General features: G+C 60.2%; 12 protein-coding genes. 4 read left to right on the top strand and 8 right to left on the bottom strand.

Annotated elements, in window-relative coordinates; genetic code table 11:
* Positions 1-111: 111 nt before the first annotated feature.
* From BGE01nite_RS16645 to BGE01nite_RS16665, 5 genes are all read right to left on the bottom strand, one after another.
* Positions 112-999: a hypothetical protein gene (locus tag BGE01nite_RS16645; protein ID WP_146851617.1), complete on the bottom strand. Its 888-nt coding sequence runs from the start codon at positions 997-999 to the stop codon at positions 112-114.
* Entirely contained in the window at positions 996-2546 is a 1551-nt protein-coding gene (locus BGE01nite_RS16650; RefSeq protein WP_146851618.1) for a sulfatase, read from the bottom strand. Before BGE01nite_RS16650 ends, BGE01nite_RS16645 begins: the two co-directional genes overlap by 4 nt.
* Entirely contained in the window at positions 2543-3355 is an 813-nt protein-coding gene (locus BGE01nite_RS16655) for a sterol desaturase family protein (protein ID WP_146851619.1), read from the bottom strand. The genes BGE01nite_RS16650 and BGE01nite_RS16655 overlap by 4 nt, the downstream gene beginning before the upstream one ends.
* Before the next feature lie 99 nt (positions 3356-3454).
* The gene (locus BGE01nite_RS16660) at positions 3455-4873 is read right to left on the bottom strand and encodes a sulfatase family protein (protein WP_146851620.1); all 1419 of its coding nucleotides are present in this window, start codon (positions 4871-4873) and stop codon (positions 3455-3457) included.
* Between the two features lie 98 nt (positions 4874-4971).
* Positions 4972-6006, bottom strand: coding sequence for a hypothetical protein (locus BGE01nite_RS16665; protein WP_146851621.1), 1035 nt, complete (start codon positions 6004-6006; stop codon positions 4972-4974).
* Positions 6007-6118: 112 nt separating this feature from the next.
* On the opposite strand from BGE01nite_RS16665, the gene BGE01nite_RS29035 reads away from it, so the two are divergent.
* On the top strand, positions 6119-6292 hold the full coding sequence (locus tag BGE01nite_RS29035) for a hypothetical protein (protein WP_170266839.1): 174 nt from the start codon (positions 6119-6121) through the stop codon (positions 6290-6292).
* 668 nt (positions 6293-6960) lie between these two features.
* Here the strand turns inward: BGE01nite_RS29035 and BGE01nite_RS16670 are convergent.
* Positions 6961-8070, bottom strand: a complete 1110-nt coding sequence (locus tag BGE01nite_RS16670) for a L,D-transpeptidase family protein (RefSeq protein ID WP_146851622.1) — start codon at positions 8068-8070, stop codon at positions 6961-6963.
* 364 nt (positions 8071-8434) lie between these two features.
* Between BGE01nite_RS16670 and BGE01nite_RS16675 the strand changes: the two genes are divergently transcribed.
* The 3 genes from BGE01nite_RS16675 to BGE01nite_RS16685 are packed head-to-tail and all read left to right on the top strand — an operon-like array spanning position 8435 to position 10723.
* Positions 8435-9433, top strand: coding sequence for a uracil-DNA glycosylase (locus tag BGE01nite_RS16675; RefSeq protein ID WP_246145742.1), 999 nt, complete (start codon positions 8435-8437; stop codon positions 9431-9433).
* A 47-nt stretch (positions 9434-9480) separates the two neighbouring features.
* Entirely contained in the window at positions 9481-10176 is a 696-nt protein-coding gene (surE, locus tag BGE01nite_RS16680; RefSeq protein WP_146851623.1) for a 5'/3'-nucleotidase SurE, read from the top strand.
* Positions 10177-10183: 7 nt separating this feature from the next.
* Complete coding sequence (locus BGE01nite_RS16685; protein ID WP_146851624.1) at positions 10184-10723, top strand: YraN family protein; 540 nt, start codon at positions 10184-10186, stop codon at positions 10721-10723.
* Positions 10724-11022: 299 nt separating this feature from the next.
* On the opposite strand, the gene BGE01nite_RS16690 is transcribed toward BGE01nite_RS16685, so the two are convergent.
* The gene (locus tag BGE01nite_RS16690; RefSeq protein WP_146851625.1) at positions 11023-11745 is read right to left on the bottom strand and encodes a DUF6209 family protein; all 723 of its coding nucleotides are present in this window, start codon (positions 11743-11745) and stop codon (positions 11023-11025) included.
* A 24-nt stretch (positions 11746-11769) separates the two neighbouring features.
* Positions 11770-14634 (bottom strand): glycoside hydrolase family 31 protein, encoded by a 2865-nt coding sequence (locus BGE01nite_RS16695; protein WP_146851626.1) that lies wholly within the window; start codon positions 14632-14634, stop codon positions 11770-11772.
* Positions 14635-14724 lie beyond the last annotated feature (90 nt).

Below are 14724 nucleotides of genomic sequence, written 5' to 3' on the forward strand. Positions count from 1 at the left end.
CTAAAGTCCGCGCTCCACTGGCGCTGCGGCCTGCGGCCTTTGACCGTGCTGCCGCGGGCTTTCGCTGTGGCGCGGAAGACCTTGGATGATTCAGGTTATTGATGTCCGACACTATTGCAGCACCGCAGGCTTCATGATGCCTGCCATCGGGTGCTTGCTGACGGTTTCCCAGGCGATCTCCTGGAGGAGGGTGTTGAGCTTTGCTTTGTCGTCTTCACTCATGCCTTTGAGCGTTTTCAAGGCGAGGGGGACGGGGAGGCCGACGGGGCTGCGGCGGTAGATGACGGCGAAGTGACAGTAGCTGGAAAGGAACTGCAGCGGGAGATTGGCATGGCCCCAGTTATCCTTGAAGAGGTCCCACTGTTTCTTGAGCCCGGGAGCTTGTCCGGCGAGGATTTTCGCGCGCAAGGCGATGGAGGCCTGGCCGACGGGGACGACGAGCACGGAGGGCTTCGCGAGGGTTTGATTGATGCCCTTCACCATGTCCTCGATGTCCTTGGCGTAGCGAGCATTGGCCTCGGCGAGCTTGGTGAGGTCGGTGGCGTCGTGGTCGATCTTCTTCTTGGTCTGCAGGGGATAGACGGGTTCATACTCGTCGTTAGGCAGCCAGTATTCCTGGACGGTGATGCGCAGGTCGGGGTTGTGCTCGAGACCGAGCTTGATGAATTTTTCAATGGCGGGATCGGGCAGCCAGATGGGGGAGAGGGTGAGGACATCCACTTTGCCGGTTTTGAGCACCTGCTTGACGGCGCTTTTGTCCTCGGGGACGAGCCAGTGTTTTTCAACGGTGGAGCCGCCGATGCTGGAGAGGCCGACGAGTTCATGCTTCAAGCCTGCGGATTGAGCGATCTGCGCGACCTGATTGTAGGTGAAGACGTGGAAGCTGTGACCGCAGGTGGCGATGCGCTGGCCCTCCGCGATGGGTGGGAGGAGGTCCTGAGCCGCAGCGAAGGAGGCAAAGAGGCAGACGAGAGCGAGTGAGAGATGCGAGAGTTTCATGGGAGCAGAGGCTTCACAGGCGCCTTGGTTTGGGCATCGACCGGATAAACAGCGTTCTGGCTTTCGAGGCCGGTGATGAGGCCCTGCATGAGGCGTCTCAACTCGGTGGCATTCGTGGTGGTGAGGTCCTTTTGCTCAAAGGGATCGTCCTTGAGATTGAAGAGCTGGTAGTGGCTGCCGCCGGAGACCTCGGTGGGGAAGTAGTGATAGATCACTTTCCAATCACCATCGCGATACGTGGTGAAGTAGGCGGTGCGATGTGGCGAGTGCGGGTAATGCATGAGGAAGGTCTCGCCACGAGTGCTGTCCGGTTTGCCGGTGAGGAGGGTATCGAGCTTCTTGCCATCGACGGCATGCTTGGCTGGGGATGCGACGCCGGCGAGATCGAGGATGGTGGGGAACATGTCATACACGGCGGCCTGCTGGCTCTGCACGGCATTCGCGGCGATGGGCAGGCGCTGCTGATGCTCGTTCGAAGCATTTGGTTTGGCCCAGGCGGCGATGAAGGGGACGCGCATGCCGCCTTCATAGTGCGAGCCTTTCTTGCCGCGCAGGGGCGCGGCGCAGGCGACGGCGTGCTCATGGCCGAGCGGGGCATCGCTGCCGTTATCGCCCAAGAAAAAGACGAGGGTGTTTTCGGCGATGCCGAGGGTGTCGAGATGATCCAGGAGATCGCCCAGGGATTTGTCCATGCCTTCGATGAGGGTGGCGAAGTTCTGCGCCTGCTCGGGCTTGCCGCTGTCCTTGTAATGAGCGGCGTAACGTGGATCTGACTGATGCGGAGCGTGGACGGCGTACTGGGCGAAGTAGAGGAAGAAGGGCTTCTGGGCCTTCACGGAGTCGTCGATGTGAGACTTGGCTTCGAGGGTGAGGGCATCGGTGAGGAAGATGTCCTGGCCGTGATACTTCTCGAGGCCGGGGACGGCGTTGCCAGGCTTGCCATCCTTCTTCTTGTTGTTGTTTTTACCCTTTTTGTTCGTAGCGATGCCGCCGAAGTTTTGCTTGCCGTAGTAGCTGCCGGGTGCGCCGATGGAGGCACCGCCGACGTTGATGTCGAAGCCGATGGCCTGTGGGTTGGAGGCCTCGAACTCACGGGGGGCGAAGTGGCCTTTGCCGACGTGGATGGTGCGGTAGCCGTTGGATTGAAGCAGCAAGGGAAGCGTGACATCGCCCTTCTTGAGGCCCTGCCAGTTCCAATCAGGAGCGCCTTGTGGGCCGGCGTTGTCGGTGTCGGGATTGATCCAGTTCGTGGTGCGATGACGAGCGGCGTTCTGGCCGGTCATGATGGAGATGCGCGTGGGCGAGCACACGCTCATAGCGCAGAAGTTGTTGAAGCGGATGCCGCGCTGCGCGAGGCGCTCCATGTTCGGCGTGCGGTAGTAGTCGTTCAGCGGGTAGCGCTTCGGCTTGCCCTGGGCATCCGTGAGGAAGGGCAGGGAGGTGTCCATGACGCCCATATCATCCACCAGCATGATGACGATGTTTGGCGGAGCGGAAGCGAGGAGGGTGGTGCTGAGGGCGAGAAGGACGAGGAGCAGGTGTTTCATGCGGGCGTGTGAGGGTGCGGGCGGGTGGTGACCTCCTGGAAGCGGGCTTCGTAGTCCTTGTGGTTCGTGCCGAGTAGGCGGTCCCAGAGATTGAAGTAGAGGCCGTAGTTTCCGCGCATCTTCTCGTGATGCTGGATGTGATTGGTGGGTGTGTTAATGAACTTGCCGAACCAAGTTTGCAACATCCAGCGCGGGTAGAATTCGTAACCGGTGTGACCGGCGACATTGAAGGTGATCTGCCAGATCATGAAGACCAGGAATGCAATGGGATGCATGGGCATGGTGAGGACGAGCAGGGGAAAGATGCCTGCCTGCACGACAGCCTCGAGAGGTGCGAAGGAGTAAGACGCCCAGGGGCTGGGATTGGTGCTCTGATGATGCACCTTATGAAACAAGCGGAAGAGCTTCCGATGGTGCATGAGGCGGTGGGTCCAGTAGAAGTAGGCGTCGTGAATGAAGATGGCGACGACGATGCTGGCGAAGAACCAGAGCCAGCCGTAGTCGCCGATGTTCTTGTAGATTTTTAACCAGCCTGGCCTGCCGAGCAGAAGAGTGCCGGTGCCGACGAGGGCGTAGATGACGACGGTGCTGAGTGACCAGAGGAACTCGCGACGGAGATCCGAGGGCAGGGGATCACGCTGAATGATTTTTCGGCGCCACCAGCGCTTTTTGAAAAACACATAGGCGAGCAGCCAGGCGATGCCGGCGAAGATGGCGTAGCGCAGCCACTGCTCGATGGCGATGCCGACGAGCATCTGCTGGATCTTTGGGAAGCGGAAGCCTTGGCGCGCGGCGAGGAGGAAGGTCATGGGCGGTTCGGGGGGAACGGTACGCTTCGAAGTTCGTGGTTTGTTTTGACAGGATTAACAAGATTCCAGGATTTCAGGATTGGAACCCTTTTTGATGGGTTACTTGTTTGCTGGAGTTCTTGCCTTTGCTTTGGCTTTGGCGGCGGGTTTGGGTGGGGCTGTGGGGTCTTCGTTGGGGCTGCCGTGCCATTGCGGGGGGATGTTGCGGGAGTTCCATTCGTTCCAGGCGGCGGTGAGATCGGCGACGAGATCGGGCTTGGTGGAGGCGAGATTGTGGGTCTCGCCGATGTCGGTGGTGAGATCGTAGAGCTGCCAGCCGGACTGGGTTTTGGTCTCCATGTCACGCACGTCGACGAGCTTCCACTGGCCGCGGCGGATGGCTTTCTGCGGGCCAAAGCGCCAGGCGAGCATGTCGTGGGGCGGCTCAGTCTTTTCGCCCTTCAGATGCGGGAGGAGATCGGTGCCTTCGAGGCCTGCGGGTGGTTTGGCACCGGAGGCGGCGCAACTAGTGGGGAGGATATCCAGCGTGGAGACGGGGTGGTCGTAGGTCTTGCCAGCCTGCAGCTTGCCGGGCCAGGAGATGAAGAATGGGACGCGGATGCCGCCTTCGAGAGTCTGGCCTTTGTCGCCACGCAAGGGGGTGTTGATGCCGGTGTTGTAGGCAAAGAAGGGTTTGCGGCCGGAGCCGCCGTTGTCGCTGAAGAAGAAGACGAGGGTGTCAGGATGGTTGGCCTTCAGTTCAGCGGTGAGGCGGCCGATGGAGTCGTCCAGGCCTAACAAAAGGGAGAGATAACCGCGGCGGTTTTCATCGGTGACGCTGGCGGGGATGCGGGACTTGAGCTTTTCAGCGACTTCGAGCGGTGTGTGGACGGCGTTGTAGGCGAGGTAGAGGAACCAGGGCTGCTTCGTGTTCCGGCCCATGAAGGAGAGGGCTTCATCGGTGAAGAGGTCGGTGGTGTAACCGTCCAGCTTCTGGAGTTCGCGACCGCGGTAGATCATGTCGTGCGAATGCGCGGAGCCGAACTCGGGCTCGGCGTCTTTGTGCAATAAGTAGTTATGTCCGCCGACGAGGAAGCCGAAGAACTCGTCGAAGCCGCGTGACTGCGGGTGATGGGCGGCATCGAAGCCCTGGTGCCATTTGCCGATCAGCGAGGTGGCGTAGCCGGAGTCGTGCAGGACATTGGCAATGGTGCGCTGGTCGAGCGGGAGGCCGAGCTTGGCTTCATCGCCGACATGGGGATTGAACTCGTGACCGAAGCGGGTCTGCGATTTGCCGGTGAGGAATCCGGCGCGGGAGGGGCTGCAGTAAGGTGCGGTGACGTAACCGGAGGTGCAGCGGATGCCGCTGGCGGCGAGGGCATCGAGATGCGGTGTGGGGACCTCTTTGCCACCATGGGCGCCGATGTCTGCGTAGCCGAGGTCGTCAGCGACGATGACGAGGATGTTCGGTTGGGCGGACGCGGGAAAGGTGAGCGCGAGAGCGAGGCAGAAGGAGGTGAGGAGGGCGGGCCACTTCATGGAAGTGGTGAAACGCCGGGGAGAAACCTTTTTAACCGCAGATTACGCGGAGGGCGCAGATAGGTTCCAGACACGCTGAAGCGTGAGCTCTTATGCGACTAGCGCGACTTCTGTTTGAAGAAGAGGAAGGCGACGCAGCTGAGGAGCAGGGCGGAGGAGGCGAGGAGGATGGTGCTCTGGGGGATGGCGACCGTGGTGGCTGTAGCGGGGGATTCGTTGGCCAAGGGGATGACTTGGGCCTGGGTGACGACAGTTTCGGGGAGTTTCATCTCGACCTGCTTCGCGGGCTCGGAAGCGGTGGTCTTTTTGTCGGCAGCATCTTGAAGGGCTTTGGGCCAGTCGACATTCAGGAGGATGTCCCAGCCGGGGTTGTCGTTTTTCAGGCGGCAGGAGCAGCGACCGACGAGGAACATGCAGGCTTCCTCGAGAGCGGTGTCATCGAGATGGGTGAGGGGCCATGCGCCGAGGACGCGGCCTTTGCCGAAGACGGCGGCGGCGAAGGAGCCCTGGGCGGGGTCGACCTTGCCGGTGGGGCCGGAGAGCATGGTGATGAGCAGCTTTTCAGCGGGGTCATCGCTGCGCAGGCGGAGCGTGGTGAACTTCAGCAGCAGGGCAGGGCCGGGGCCGAGCTGGCTGTCGGGATCGTTCGGGTCCTGGATGGGGAGGGCGGCGACGTTTTCGAGAAATTTTAAGCGCTTCTCGATGCGGGCGATCTCGGCTTGGTCCTCGGGCTTGCCGGAGTCGACGATGACCCAGACGACGGATTCACCGGCGAGAATGCGCTTGAGGATCTCGGTGCGGCCGGGGGAGTCGAGCACGGCGGCGAGGGCGGCTTTGTCGAGGTCGCCGGACCAGACGGTTTGGGATGTGGTTTTGGAGTCGAGCAGCTCGGCCTTGGTGATGGCGACATCGCGAGCGGTGGCGATGTCGAGGTTGGCCTTGCCGTTGGCGCGCAGGGGGCGGAGGAGATCCGTGAGTTCCGCGTTTTGCGAAGTCGTGGCCGGGACGGTGAGCTTGAAGCGGTCGGTCTCCCAACGGTCCAGGGCATAGCGGAAGACCGGGATGGTGCAGGCGCAGGTCTGGGCCTGGAGCAGGGTGGCGGAGAGAAGAACGAGGAGGCTGGACCGGAGCATGATGTGGCGTGTCGGCGTTGAGAACGATCAGGGGAATCCAAAGTTGCGCCAATCCACTTGGCTTTGGGAACACGTATTGTGGGTAACTGACTAACCTCAACATACACATCTTATGAAAACACTCCCTCTTCTTTTCCTGGCCATCATGCTCACGGTGAACTTCACCAGCTGCCGGAGCCGTGGCGGTCCTGCCCAACGTGTGGGTGCTGAAATGGACCATGCCGCATATCATGCAGGCCGGGGCATTTCGAAGGCTGGCCAGGCGATCCAGCGGGCAGCGAACTGAGCCAAGCCGGTGGACGGTAAGCGCTAAACTGTCGACGGTAGCCCGTGCTTAATGGCCGGTGGACCGTCGACAGTGTAGTATCTGCGCCGCATAGGAGTCTATCAGCGAGAGAAGGTGGTAGCTTCGTAACTTATTGCTAACGCTTAAGGCCGTAATTTTTGGAGGCTTGATGCCAAAATGGCGAATTGGAGTTCAAGAGAAGCCGAGTGGAGGTGCTAAAAGGTCATATTGCGGATTAATTAACTTTAATGTAACGCTTTGTGTGGAATGGGTGGCTCAGATAGGAGGCGGTGTTCTGCTTACCTGCGTCTTTGTGGTCTGAAGGCGGTCATCATGGAAACCTCTTGTCAATGAGGTGCTTACGGTTTTATTAGTATCTTTAAAATATCGTTAATGTAACGATATATAGAGATGTAACTTTGATGTTACGGGCAATGAGCTGGATCGTGCAGTAGCTACGGCTTCGAGCTGACGATCTGCGCTAGATCAGCGGGTCTCAAATTGATAAATAACATTTAAGTTTCGATTAAATAACTAAAATGTAACGCTATCAATCGTTGAGGCTTGTTCGTTTGCCAAATGGCTGCAGAGCCGCCTTTGGCGCTTGATGGATGGCCACTGTGGCTGAGTTCTTGGGGACAAGACGGCCACTTTAGGCGTGGTGCGACCTACTCTTTGGGCGGCTTTTGAGTCTTGCGGAAGAGCCAGTTGAGGATGCCCTTTTTCGGCGGCGGGGCTTCTTCGACAGCGACGGTAGGCTCGGTCTTCTTGGCCTTGGCGACCGGGACTGGGCGCGGGATGGCTTTGGGGCCTTCGATGATGACGGTCATGCCGGCGGAGACCTGTTTGACGAGTCGGATGACGTCCCAGTTGGCGGTGCGCATGCAGCCGTGACTGGAACTGCGGCCGATGGTCTGGGGACTATTTGTGCCGTGGATGCCGATGCCGGGCTTGCTGAGGCCGATCCACATGATGCCGACGGGGTTGTTCGGGCCGATGGGGAGGGTGTAGAAGGTGTCGCTGCGGACGCCGTATTCGAGGACGCTTTTGTCCCAGCGGAAAGTCGGCATCTGGGTGATGCCGATGATGCGCCAAGTGCCGGGAGGGGTGGCGAGGTAGCCGCTGCCGGGGGTGATGGGGAGGCTGGCGAGGAGCTTTTCACCCTCCCAGAGGTCGAGCATTTTCTCGATGGTGTTGATCTTGATGACGCGGGCCTGGAATTCGGGCACTTCAGGAAGCTTGGCCACCTCGGTGAGTTCCTCAATGAGGAAAGGGGTGACATTGGGCACCTTCACGGAATCGCCCGGTTTGAGGGCGCTCATCTTCACAGGGAGGTTGATGTATTCCAGGAAGTCAGGGGCGCAGTGGAAGCGCTCGGTCAGGAACTCGAGCAGGGAGTCGTAGGGCAGGTATTTCTTTTTGCTCTGCGCGGAGGGCTGGGTGGGAACCTCGCCGACGAATTTGAGGTCTTCCTCGCGGATGGTGTAGGTGGTGTAGAGTTCGCTGACGCTGGAGAGGTCCAGCGTGTGATCTTTGAGCTCGGTCTCGGGCAGGCCTTGGGATTTTTGGTAGCGCTTCAGGGCCTTGGTGCCGAATTCGCCGGGGCGACCATCGAGTTTGCCGGGGCCGAAGAGCTTGCTGTCGAGGAAGATCTGGAGACGCAGGATGTCCTCGATGGGCTCGGGGGCCTTGGGGAGGGGATCAGGAATGGTGACCGCGCTGAAGGAGCGCAGGGTCAAAGCCAGAAGGAAGAGGAAAAGGAAAGTCAGGTGTTTCATTTCAGGGGAGATCGGGAGAATCTCGAAAAGCGGTCGTGAATAGATCACGCCGTCCATGTCCATACGCGCAAGAGGGGCGAGATGCAACAGGGAGGGCGGTGGGGAAATTGGCGGTATGCTATAGCAGCTGTCAGGCCGGGTTTGAGAGGCGGGCTCGCTGGGCTTCGAGGCGGTCAAGGCGGCTGTCCCAAGTTCTGTGTGATCTTCTTCAGCCTATATATAATAGGGACGTAGTCTGGAGGGGGAGAGTAAGGTTGTTGAGCTGGCTCTTGGAGGAAACGAACTGGAAAGTTCGTTCTACGGTGGGGTGCATTTTTGGTGCAGAGGACTTGAGTCGGCGGGGAGGCTCGCCAGAGATGAAGGCATGTCTTTGGAAGCGAAGGGAATGTTGAAGCACTACCTGGAGCAGCGTTTGCTCGCGGGGGAGACGCATGTGGGGGTGAGGCCGGGGACGCTGGAGCGGATGCAAGGGGGACGGAGGCCTGCATCGATGTCGCCGGGACCCGTGGGGCGTGCGCCGCAGGGGCGGGCTTCGATGGTCGCTGAGGAGGCTCCTCCAACACGGCCTGCGCAGCCGATGATGACGACGAAATCTTTTCTGGAGTCGACGGCTCCGGTGGCGGCCGCAACGACGCGGACGATGAGTGGTGGTTCGGCTGCAACTGGGCGAGCGCCTGCGGGTGTGAAGCTGGCGGCTGCTGCGGCGGCACGGATCGAAGTGACGGGCGAGACGAAGGCGGAGAAGCTGGCGGCGCTGGCTTCGATCGCGGAGAAGTCGCCCGAGGCGCGGGCGCTGGGGACACTGCGGGAGACGATGGTGTTCGCGGTCGGGAATCCAGAGGCGCAGATTTTGTTCATCGGCGAAGCTCCGGGATTTGAAGAGGAGCGGCAGCAGGAGCCTTTTGTGGGGCCTGCGGGTCAGAAGCTGACAGGTATCTTGAAGGCAATGGGACTGGAGCGGAGAGATGTGTACATCAGCAACATCTGCAAGTTCCGTCCGGCGATGGAAGGCAATCAAGGTACCTCGAACCGTGCGCCGAATGACGCGGAGATGGCGAGCTGTCTGCCGTATGTGCTGACGGAGATTTCGATCATCCAGCCGAAGGTCATCGTGGCGCTCGGCGGTGTGGCCTGCAAGGGGCTGGGCATCGGCGAAGGTGTGATGCGCCTGCGCGGCCGGTTCTATGATGTGCAGGGCATTCCGACGATGGTGACGTATCACCCGAGCTACATTCTGCGCGAGGAGAAGCTGGCCGGTGGAGGCATTCGTGCGAAGCGCGAGTGCTGGGAGGATATGATGAAGGTCATGGAGAAGGCGGGGATGCCGATCAATGACAAGCAACGCGGATATTTCCAGAAGTAGGCGGTGAGCAGTAAGCTGTGAGCAGTGACTAACCCTGAAATCTAATCGTGCATTTTCTCCTGACTAATGATGATGGCATTGATGCGCCGGGCATCGCGGCGCTGGAGAAGGCGGTGCGGATGATTCCGGGGGCGCGGGTGAGTGTGGTGGCGCCGATCCGGGAGCACAGCATGTGCGGGCACCGGATCACGACGCACTCTCCACTGCGTGCGGAGCCTCGAGGTGAAGGCCGATGGGCGGTGGAGGGAACTCCGGCGGACTGTGTGCGGCTGGGACTCTTTGCTTTTGAACTGAAGCCTGACTGGGTGCTCTCCGGCATCAATGCGGGCGGGAACCTGGGGCAAGATATTCATGTGTCCGGGACCTGTGCGGGTGCTCGTGAAGCGTCTTATCATGGCGTGAAGTCGGCGGCTTTTTCTCACTATCTGATCCGTGAGCTGGGGGTGGACTGGGATCGCGCGGCGCGCTGGACGCAGGAGGTGCTGCTGCATCTGCAGACGCGTGAGCTGCATGATGGCGAATATTGGTGCGTGAACTTTCCGCATCATGCGCCGGGTGAGCTGGCGCTGCCGACGATGCGGGACTGCCATCCGGCGAGGTCGCCGCTACCGGTGAGCTTCCGGTTAGGGGATGATGGGTTCCATCACTACGATGCACGCTATGCGGACCGCGTTCGTGATCCGGAGTCCGATGTGGCGGTTTGCTTTGGCGGTGAGATCGGGATCTCGAAACTGCGTGTGTGACTGACTCATGAGCAAATCCGCACCAGAGGTGGAGGCACAGTCCTCTGCGTCGCTGGAGAGCTGGATGCTCCGGGTGCGAAGGCATCCTGGATTGCGGAGGTTTTTGATCAGTCGTGTGTCGTTGCAGAGGCGAGTCTCGCCCTGGCTGCTGGGGCTGAAGATGACGACGGTGGAGACCGGTTTGTTAGGCGAACATCTGGCGGTGAAGCATCTGCGCGAGCAGGGACGGCGTGTGCTGTTTCGGAACTATCGCGGGCTGCATCGTGGTGAGGTGGACATTGTGGCGCGGCATGGGCAGGTGCTGACCTTTGTGGAGGTGAAGACGCGGCGGAGTGCGGCGTTTGGGCGGCCGGCGGATGCGGTGACTCAGGAGAAGCAGTTGCTCATTCAACGCGGGGCGCTGGATTGGTTGAGGTTGTTGGGGAATCCGAAGATCGCGACGCGGTTTGATATTGTGGAGGTGGTGCTGGTGGATGGGGAACTGCCGCGGGTGAGTGTGATGGAGAATGCTTTCACGTTTGCGGATAGTTCGATGGCGGGGAGGTGAAGATATTTATGATTTACGATTTTTGATTTATGATTTGTTAGGTAGGGGTGTGGCGGTGACGGGGGGCCGATCCAGAGCGCCAGAGGACAGGCGCAGTCCAGGACGCTCCGCGACTTCTTGGGGTGTTTGGCGAAAGGGAGTCGGGAGAGATCGGTGCGGGAGGAAGTCGGCCGCGACGCAGCGCGGCCCTACCGGGGGTTTTGGACGCTTCGCGACTTTGGAGTCTGGGGGCGTACGCAGCACAACCCCATTGGAATGGGGTTGTACGGGGGGGGAGCAAGCTGGAAGCTTGCACCACATTAGTCGGCGATGTGCCAGCGGCCTTGGTTGTCGTCGGTGTAGGGGCGGGAGTCGACGTTGTAGACGATGTCGAAGGCGACGACGGCGCCTTTGGGGACGGGGATGCCGCCATCGGGGGCGGTCCAGGTTTTGCCAGCGGGCGTGTCTCCGGTACAGACGAGGGGGGTGATGATGCGGGGTGTCTTCGGGGAATTGGTGAGATGCCAGCGGACCTCGACGGACTCAATCTTGGGTTTGGTGGAGACTTCGAAGGCGAGGGTGTCCTGAGCCTCGGTCTTTTTGGCGGGTTTTACTTTGGCGGTCTTGAGCTTGAGATCGGCGAGGCCGAAGCGCAGCCAGTGGTTTTTGCCGAGATCAGAGTCCCAATGAGTTTGACCATCGTCATGCGTGCAGGAGAACCAGAGTTCGAGTGCATCGCAGCCTTCAGGGATATCGAAGGTGGCGGTGAGCATGAAGCCCTGGCCGGTGACGTCCGCGAGTTCGGCGAGAGGAAGGCCAGCGGGAAGCTCGAGCAAGCCCTGCCATTCGACGCCGACGGGATGGAAGCGCACGTAGGCGCGGATGTGATGTTCCTCAGTGGCGGCATCGCCGAGCGAGACGAGCCGGAGGGGATCGTAGCGCAGGAGGCACGGGCCGGGGACAAGGTCTCCCTGGACGAGCTCGTGGAAATCTGAGGTGAAGGTGATCTGGGGCCGGGCGCCCGCGTTTTGACGGAGTTGCATGATGGGTTCCTTCAGGTGTTGGGATTAGTAGGATGCGCTCACGAGCGTGTCTGTGCGATTGTCGAAGATTTTGACAAAGACGATGTTGAGGGACTGGTTCCAGTACCAGGCGTCGACCGTGGAGGATTCGAGCGAGTCGGGATCGCCGACATTGGGCAGCGTGGTGCCATCGCGAGTGACCTGGTAGGCGGAGGTGATGCTGCCGAGGATGCCGATGTAGTTGAAGGGCGAAGGTGGCGTGTAGTTGTCCGTCACGCGGGCGATACGGACCTGGCGCGTGGTGCCATTGTTGGTTAGGGTTTGCTGGTAGATGCGTGAGATGCGGTACTCGCCCTTGGTCTCGGCATTCTGGGTAATGCCATCATCCTGATAGAGTTGATAGGCCTGTCCATCCGTCCAGCGATCGGGGCCGGGATAACAGTTGATGGTGAGAGGATTGGCGGGAAGCTCGCCGACCCACTGCTCCAGATGCTGGAAGGGCAGGATGGCACCGGCGCGGACGTAGGTGGGGACGAGATTGAGATCCGCGTAGTAGCTGATGACCGTGCCGCCTTGAACCGCGCCGAGGAGCGGAGCCTGGTTGTTCTGGAAGGCATACCAGTTGCTGCCGGCAGGCAGGTAGAGGTCACGGGTAGGAGAGATTGGCGGGCTGGCGGTGACGGCCTGGAAGAGCATGGGCGCGACAAGGAAGTCGCCACCGACGAAGAACTGGGAGTCGAGGTAGTAATTGCTGTTCCCGTAAACACCCTGGTCCTGAGGCTCATTGAGGAAGAGCGGACGGCAGATGGGCAGACCGGTCTGGGTCCACTCAAACATGGCATCATAGTAGATCTGCATCATGGTGTAACGCAGCTCGACATAGGTGCGGCAGTTGGTCGGCACGGGCTCGCCATAGGCGAAGGCCTCCTGGAACTGCTTGTTGTAGCCGTCGTAGTGATTGCGATACCACGGCAGGAAGGAACCGAGCTGCATCCAGCGGGTGAAGAGCTCATAGTTGGTTATGCCGCCGACTACCGTGCCGCCGATGACGCTGGTGCCACCGACTGAGCCGGAGCCTTTGGCGAAGCCGCCGATGTCACAGCCACTGATGGGGACGCCGGACATGCCGAGGTTCAGGACCTCAGGGATGTTGATGTTGAGGAAATCCCAGCTCGAGGCGGAGTCGCCCGTCCAGAGGCCTGCGTAGCGCTGCATGCCGGCATAACCGCCACGGGCGATGATGAAGTTCCGGCGCTGCGGAGCGAGTGCATTGATGCCGTCCCAGGTGGCGTGGAGGAGGTTGTTGACGTAGCTATTGTGGAGCTGCGCATTCGGAAGGTAGTTGGTGGCGACGACCTTTCCGGTGGTGGGATCCACCTCTTCCTGCGCCATCATGAGATCCTGCGGGAAGGTTTTAAAATATTGCTGGGAAGGGGGAAGGTTGGCATCGATGGCCGGGCAGGTCATGTCCTGCCAGATCATATCCAGCCCCACGTTCTGAATGAGGTCCTGGTACTGCTGGCCCCAGACTTCACGAACATTGGTTAGGCCGAAGTCGGGGTAGTTTCCCGGCGCGGTGAGCGGGGTCTGACCCTGGTTGTTTGGCTGGAGAGGCGGGTAAGGGTAGGGATTGTTGCCGTAGTTGACGCCGTAGTTCACGCCGCCCTGGTAGAGGTTCGGGTCTTCGCCGGACTCGTAGCGGGTGTTGTAGATCAGGGCATTGGCGGCCTTGAGCGCATCACCCTGTACATAAGGTGCTTTTTCACCGGCCTGGTTCAGCACGTTGGTGGTGATGATCGGGGTGATGTTTGTGGACATCTTGAAGCCGATGAGATGGAGGTCATCAAAGAGTTCCTTGGTATTCGGGAACTTCATCTCGCTGTGCGTGAAGGTCCGGTAATTGTCCTGGAAGTCGACGTCAATATGCAGGCCATCGCAAGGGATGCGCGCGGCGCGGTAGGAGTTGGCGGCGGCGGCGAGCTTGTAGCGATCAAAGTAGCCGTAGGCACCCTGGTGGAAGCCAAAGGCATAACGCGGAGGCATGGGTGCGCGGCCGGTGAGCGTGGTGTATTGGCGGAGGATGTCAGGGACGACGGAGCCGGCGAAGAAGTAGGTGTCGAGCTCATTGTAGAGGCCGCCGAGGTAGTACTTGCCGTCCATGTTCGAGTAATCGTTCGCCGAGACATTGGCGAATGTTTGGCCGCAGTTATCGAGGAAGAGTCCGGTGGCGAAGGCGGAGCCTGAGAAGGCACCGGAGGGCGTGGGATCGTATTCGACGAGAACCGGGATGGAGCAGTACAATGGCTCTGTGGGATTCAGCGGGCCGGGCTGGCCTTCGGAAGGACCGTTGTAAGTGAAGTTGTCGAAATTGAAGAAGGTGAAAGTGAACTGGTTCTTCTGGAGATCCTGGCCGGCTTTCTCACCGAGACCGTAGTAGCTGGCACCACTGGGGGCGGTCTTCATGATGGCGATGACCTGCTGGCCGGGGATGTAGAGCACACCCTGGCCTGGAGCATCCTGGTGGATGAGCTGGCCGTTGCGATACACCTGCACATAAAACGGTGCGAGGCCAACCTGGATGGTGATGGCACCGGTATTGATCTGCAGCGTCTGCGCATTTGGCTGGCTGGAGGTGACATTCAGACCGGAGATGCCGAGATCACGATCCACTACAGCGGTGGAGGTTTCGGTGGTGTAAGTGGCACCGGGCACTGGTGTGAAGCGCAGCCGATAGGCCGTGGCCCCGAGGACCTCGATGTAGAGGGAGTAGGCGTTGTTCTGGCCGAAGGTGAAGGTGAAGCGACGACCGGTGGCGTCGGGTGACCAGGAAGCAATATTGCCCACGGTACTCCAGCCGGGGTTGTTAGGCGTGAATTGATCTGGGTAGACGAATGGGAACGAGGTGCTCATGACGGGAGGTAGGGAAGGGAAAGGCTTTTTGATGTGGGCAGAGGACCTCCGGGAGCTGCCGCGATGTGCAGCAGACCAGACTCGGAGGTA

The sequence above is a fragment of the Prosthecobacter gellanilyticus genome (assembly GCF_007992435.1).
GTDB classification, from domain to species: Bacteria; Verrucomicrobiota; Verrucomicrobiia; order Verrucomicrobiales; family Verrucomicrobiaceae; genus Prosthecobacter; species Prosthecobacter gellanilyticus.

Excerpts from the sequence above, each read along its gene's own strand:
- BGE01nite_RS16645 (WP_146851617.1), bottom strand. The coding sequence starts at position 999 with ATGAAACTCTCGCATCTCTCACTCGCTCTCGTCTGCCTCTTTGCCTCC.
- BGE01nite_RS16650 (WP_146851618.1), bottom strand. The coding sequence starts at position 2,546 with ATGAAACACCTGCTCCTCGTCCTTCTCGCCCTCAGCACCACCCTCCTC.
- BGE01nite_RS16655 (WP_146851619.1), bottom strand. The coding sequence starts at position 3,355 with ATGACCTTCCTCCTCGCCGCGCGCCAAGGCTTCCGCTTCCCAAAGATC.
- BGE01nite_RS16660 (WP_146851620.1), bottom strand. The coding sequence starts at position 4,873 with ATGAAGTGGCCCGCCCTCCTCACCTCCTTCTGCCTCGCTCTCGCGCTC.
- BGE01nite_RS16665 (WP_146851621.1), bottom strand. The coding sequence starts at position 6,006 with ATGCTCCGGTCCAGCCTCCTCGTTCTTCTCTCCGCCACCCTGCTCCAG.
- BGE01nite_RS29035 (WP_170266839.1), top strand. The coding sequence starts at position 6,119 with ATGAAAACACTCCCTCTTCTTTTCCTGGCCATCATGCTCACGGTGAAC.
- BGE01nite_RS16670 (WP_146851622.1), bottom strand. The coding sequence starts at position 8,070 with ATGAAACACCTGACTTTCCTTTTCCTCTTCCTTCTGGCTTTGACCCTG.
- BGE01nite_RS16675 (WP_246145742.1), top strand. The coding sequence starts at position 8,435 with ATGTCTTTGGAAGCGAAGGGAATGTTGAAGCACTACCTGGAGCAGCGT.
- BGE01nite_RS16685 (WP_146851624.1), top strand. The coding sequence starts at position 10,184 with ATGAGCAAATCCGCACCAGAGGTGGAGGCACAGTCCTCTGCGTCGCTG.
- BGE01nite_RS16690 (WP_146851625.1), bottom strand. The coding sequence starts at position 11,745 with ATGCAACTCCGTCAAAACGCGGGCGCCCGGCCCCAGATCACCTTCACC.
- BGE01nite_RS16695 (WP_146851626.1), bottom strand. The coding sequence starts at position 14,634 with ATGAGCACCTCGTTCCCATTCGTCTACCCAGATCAATTCACGCCTAAC.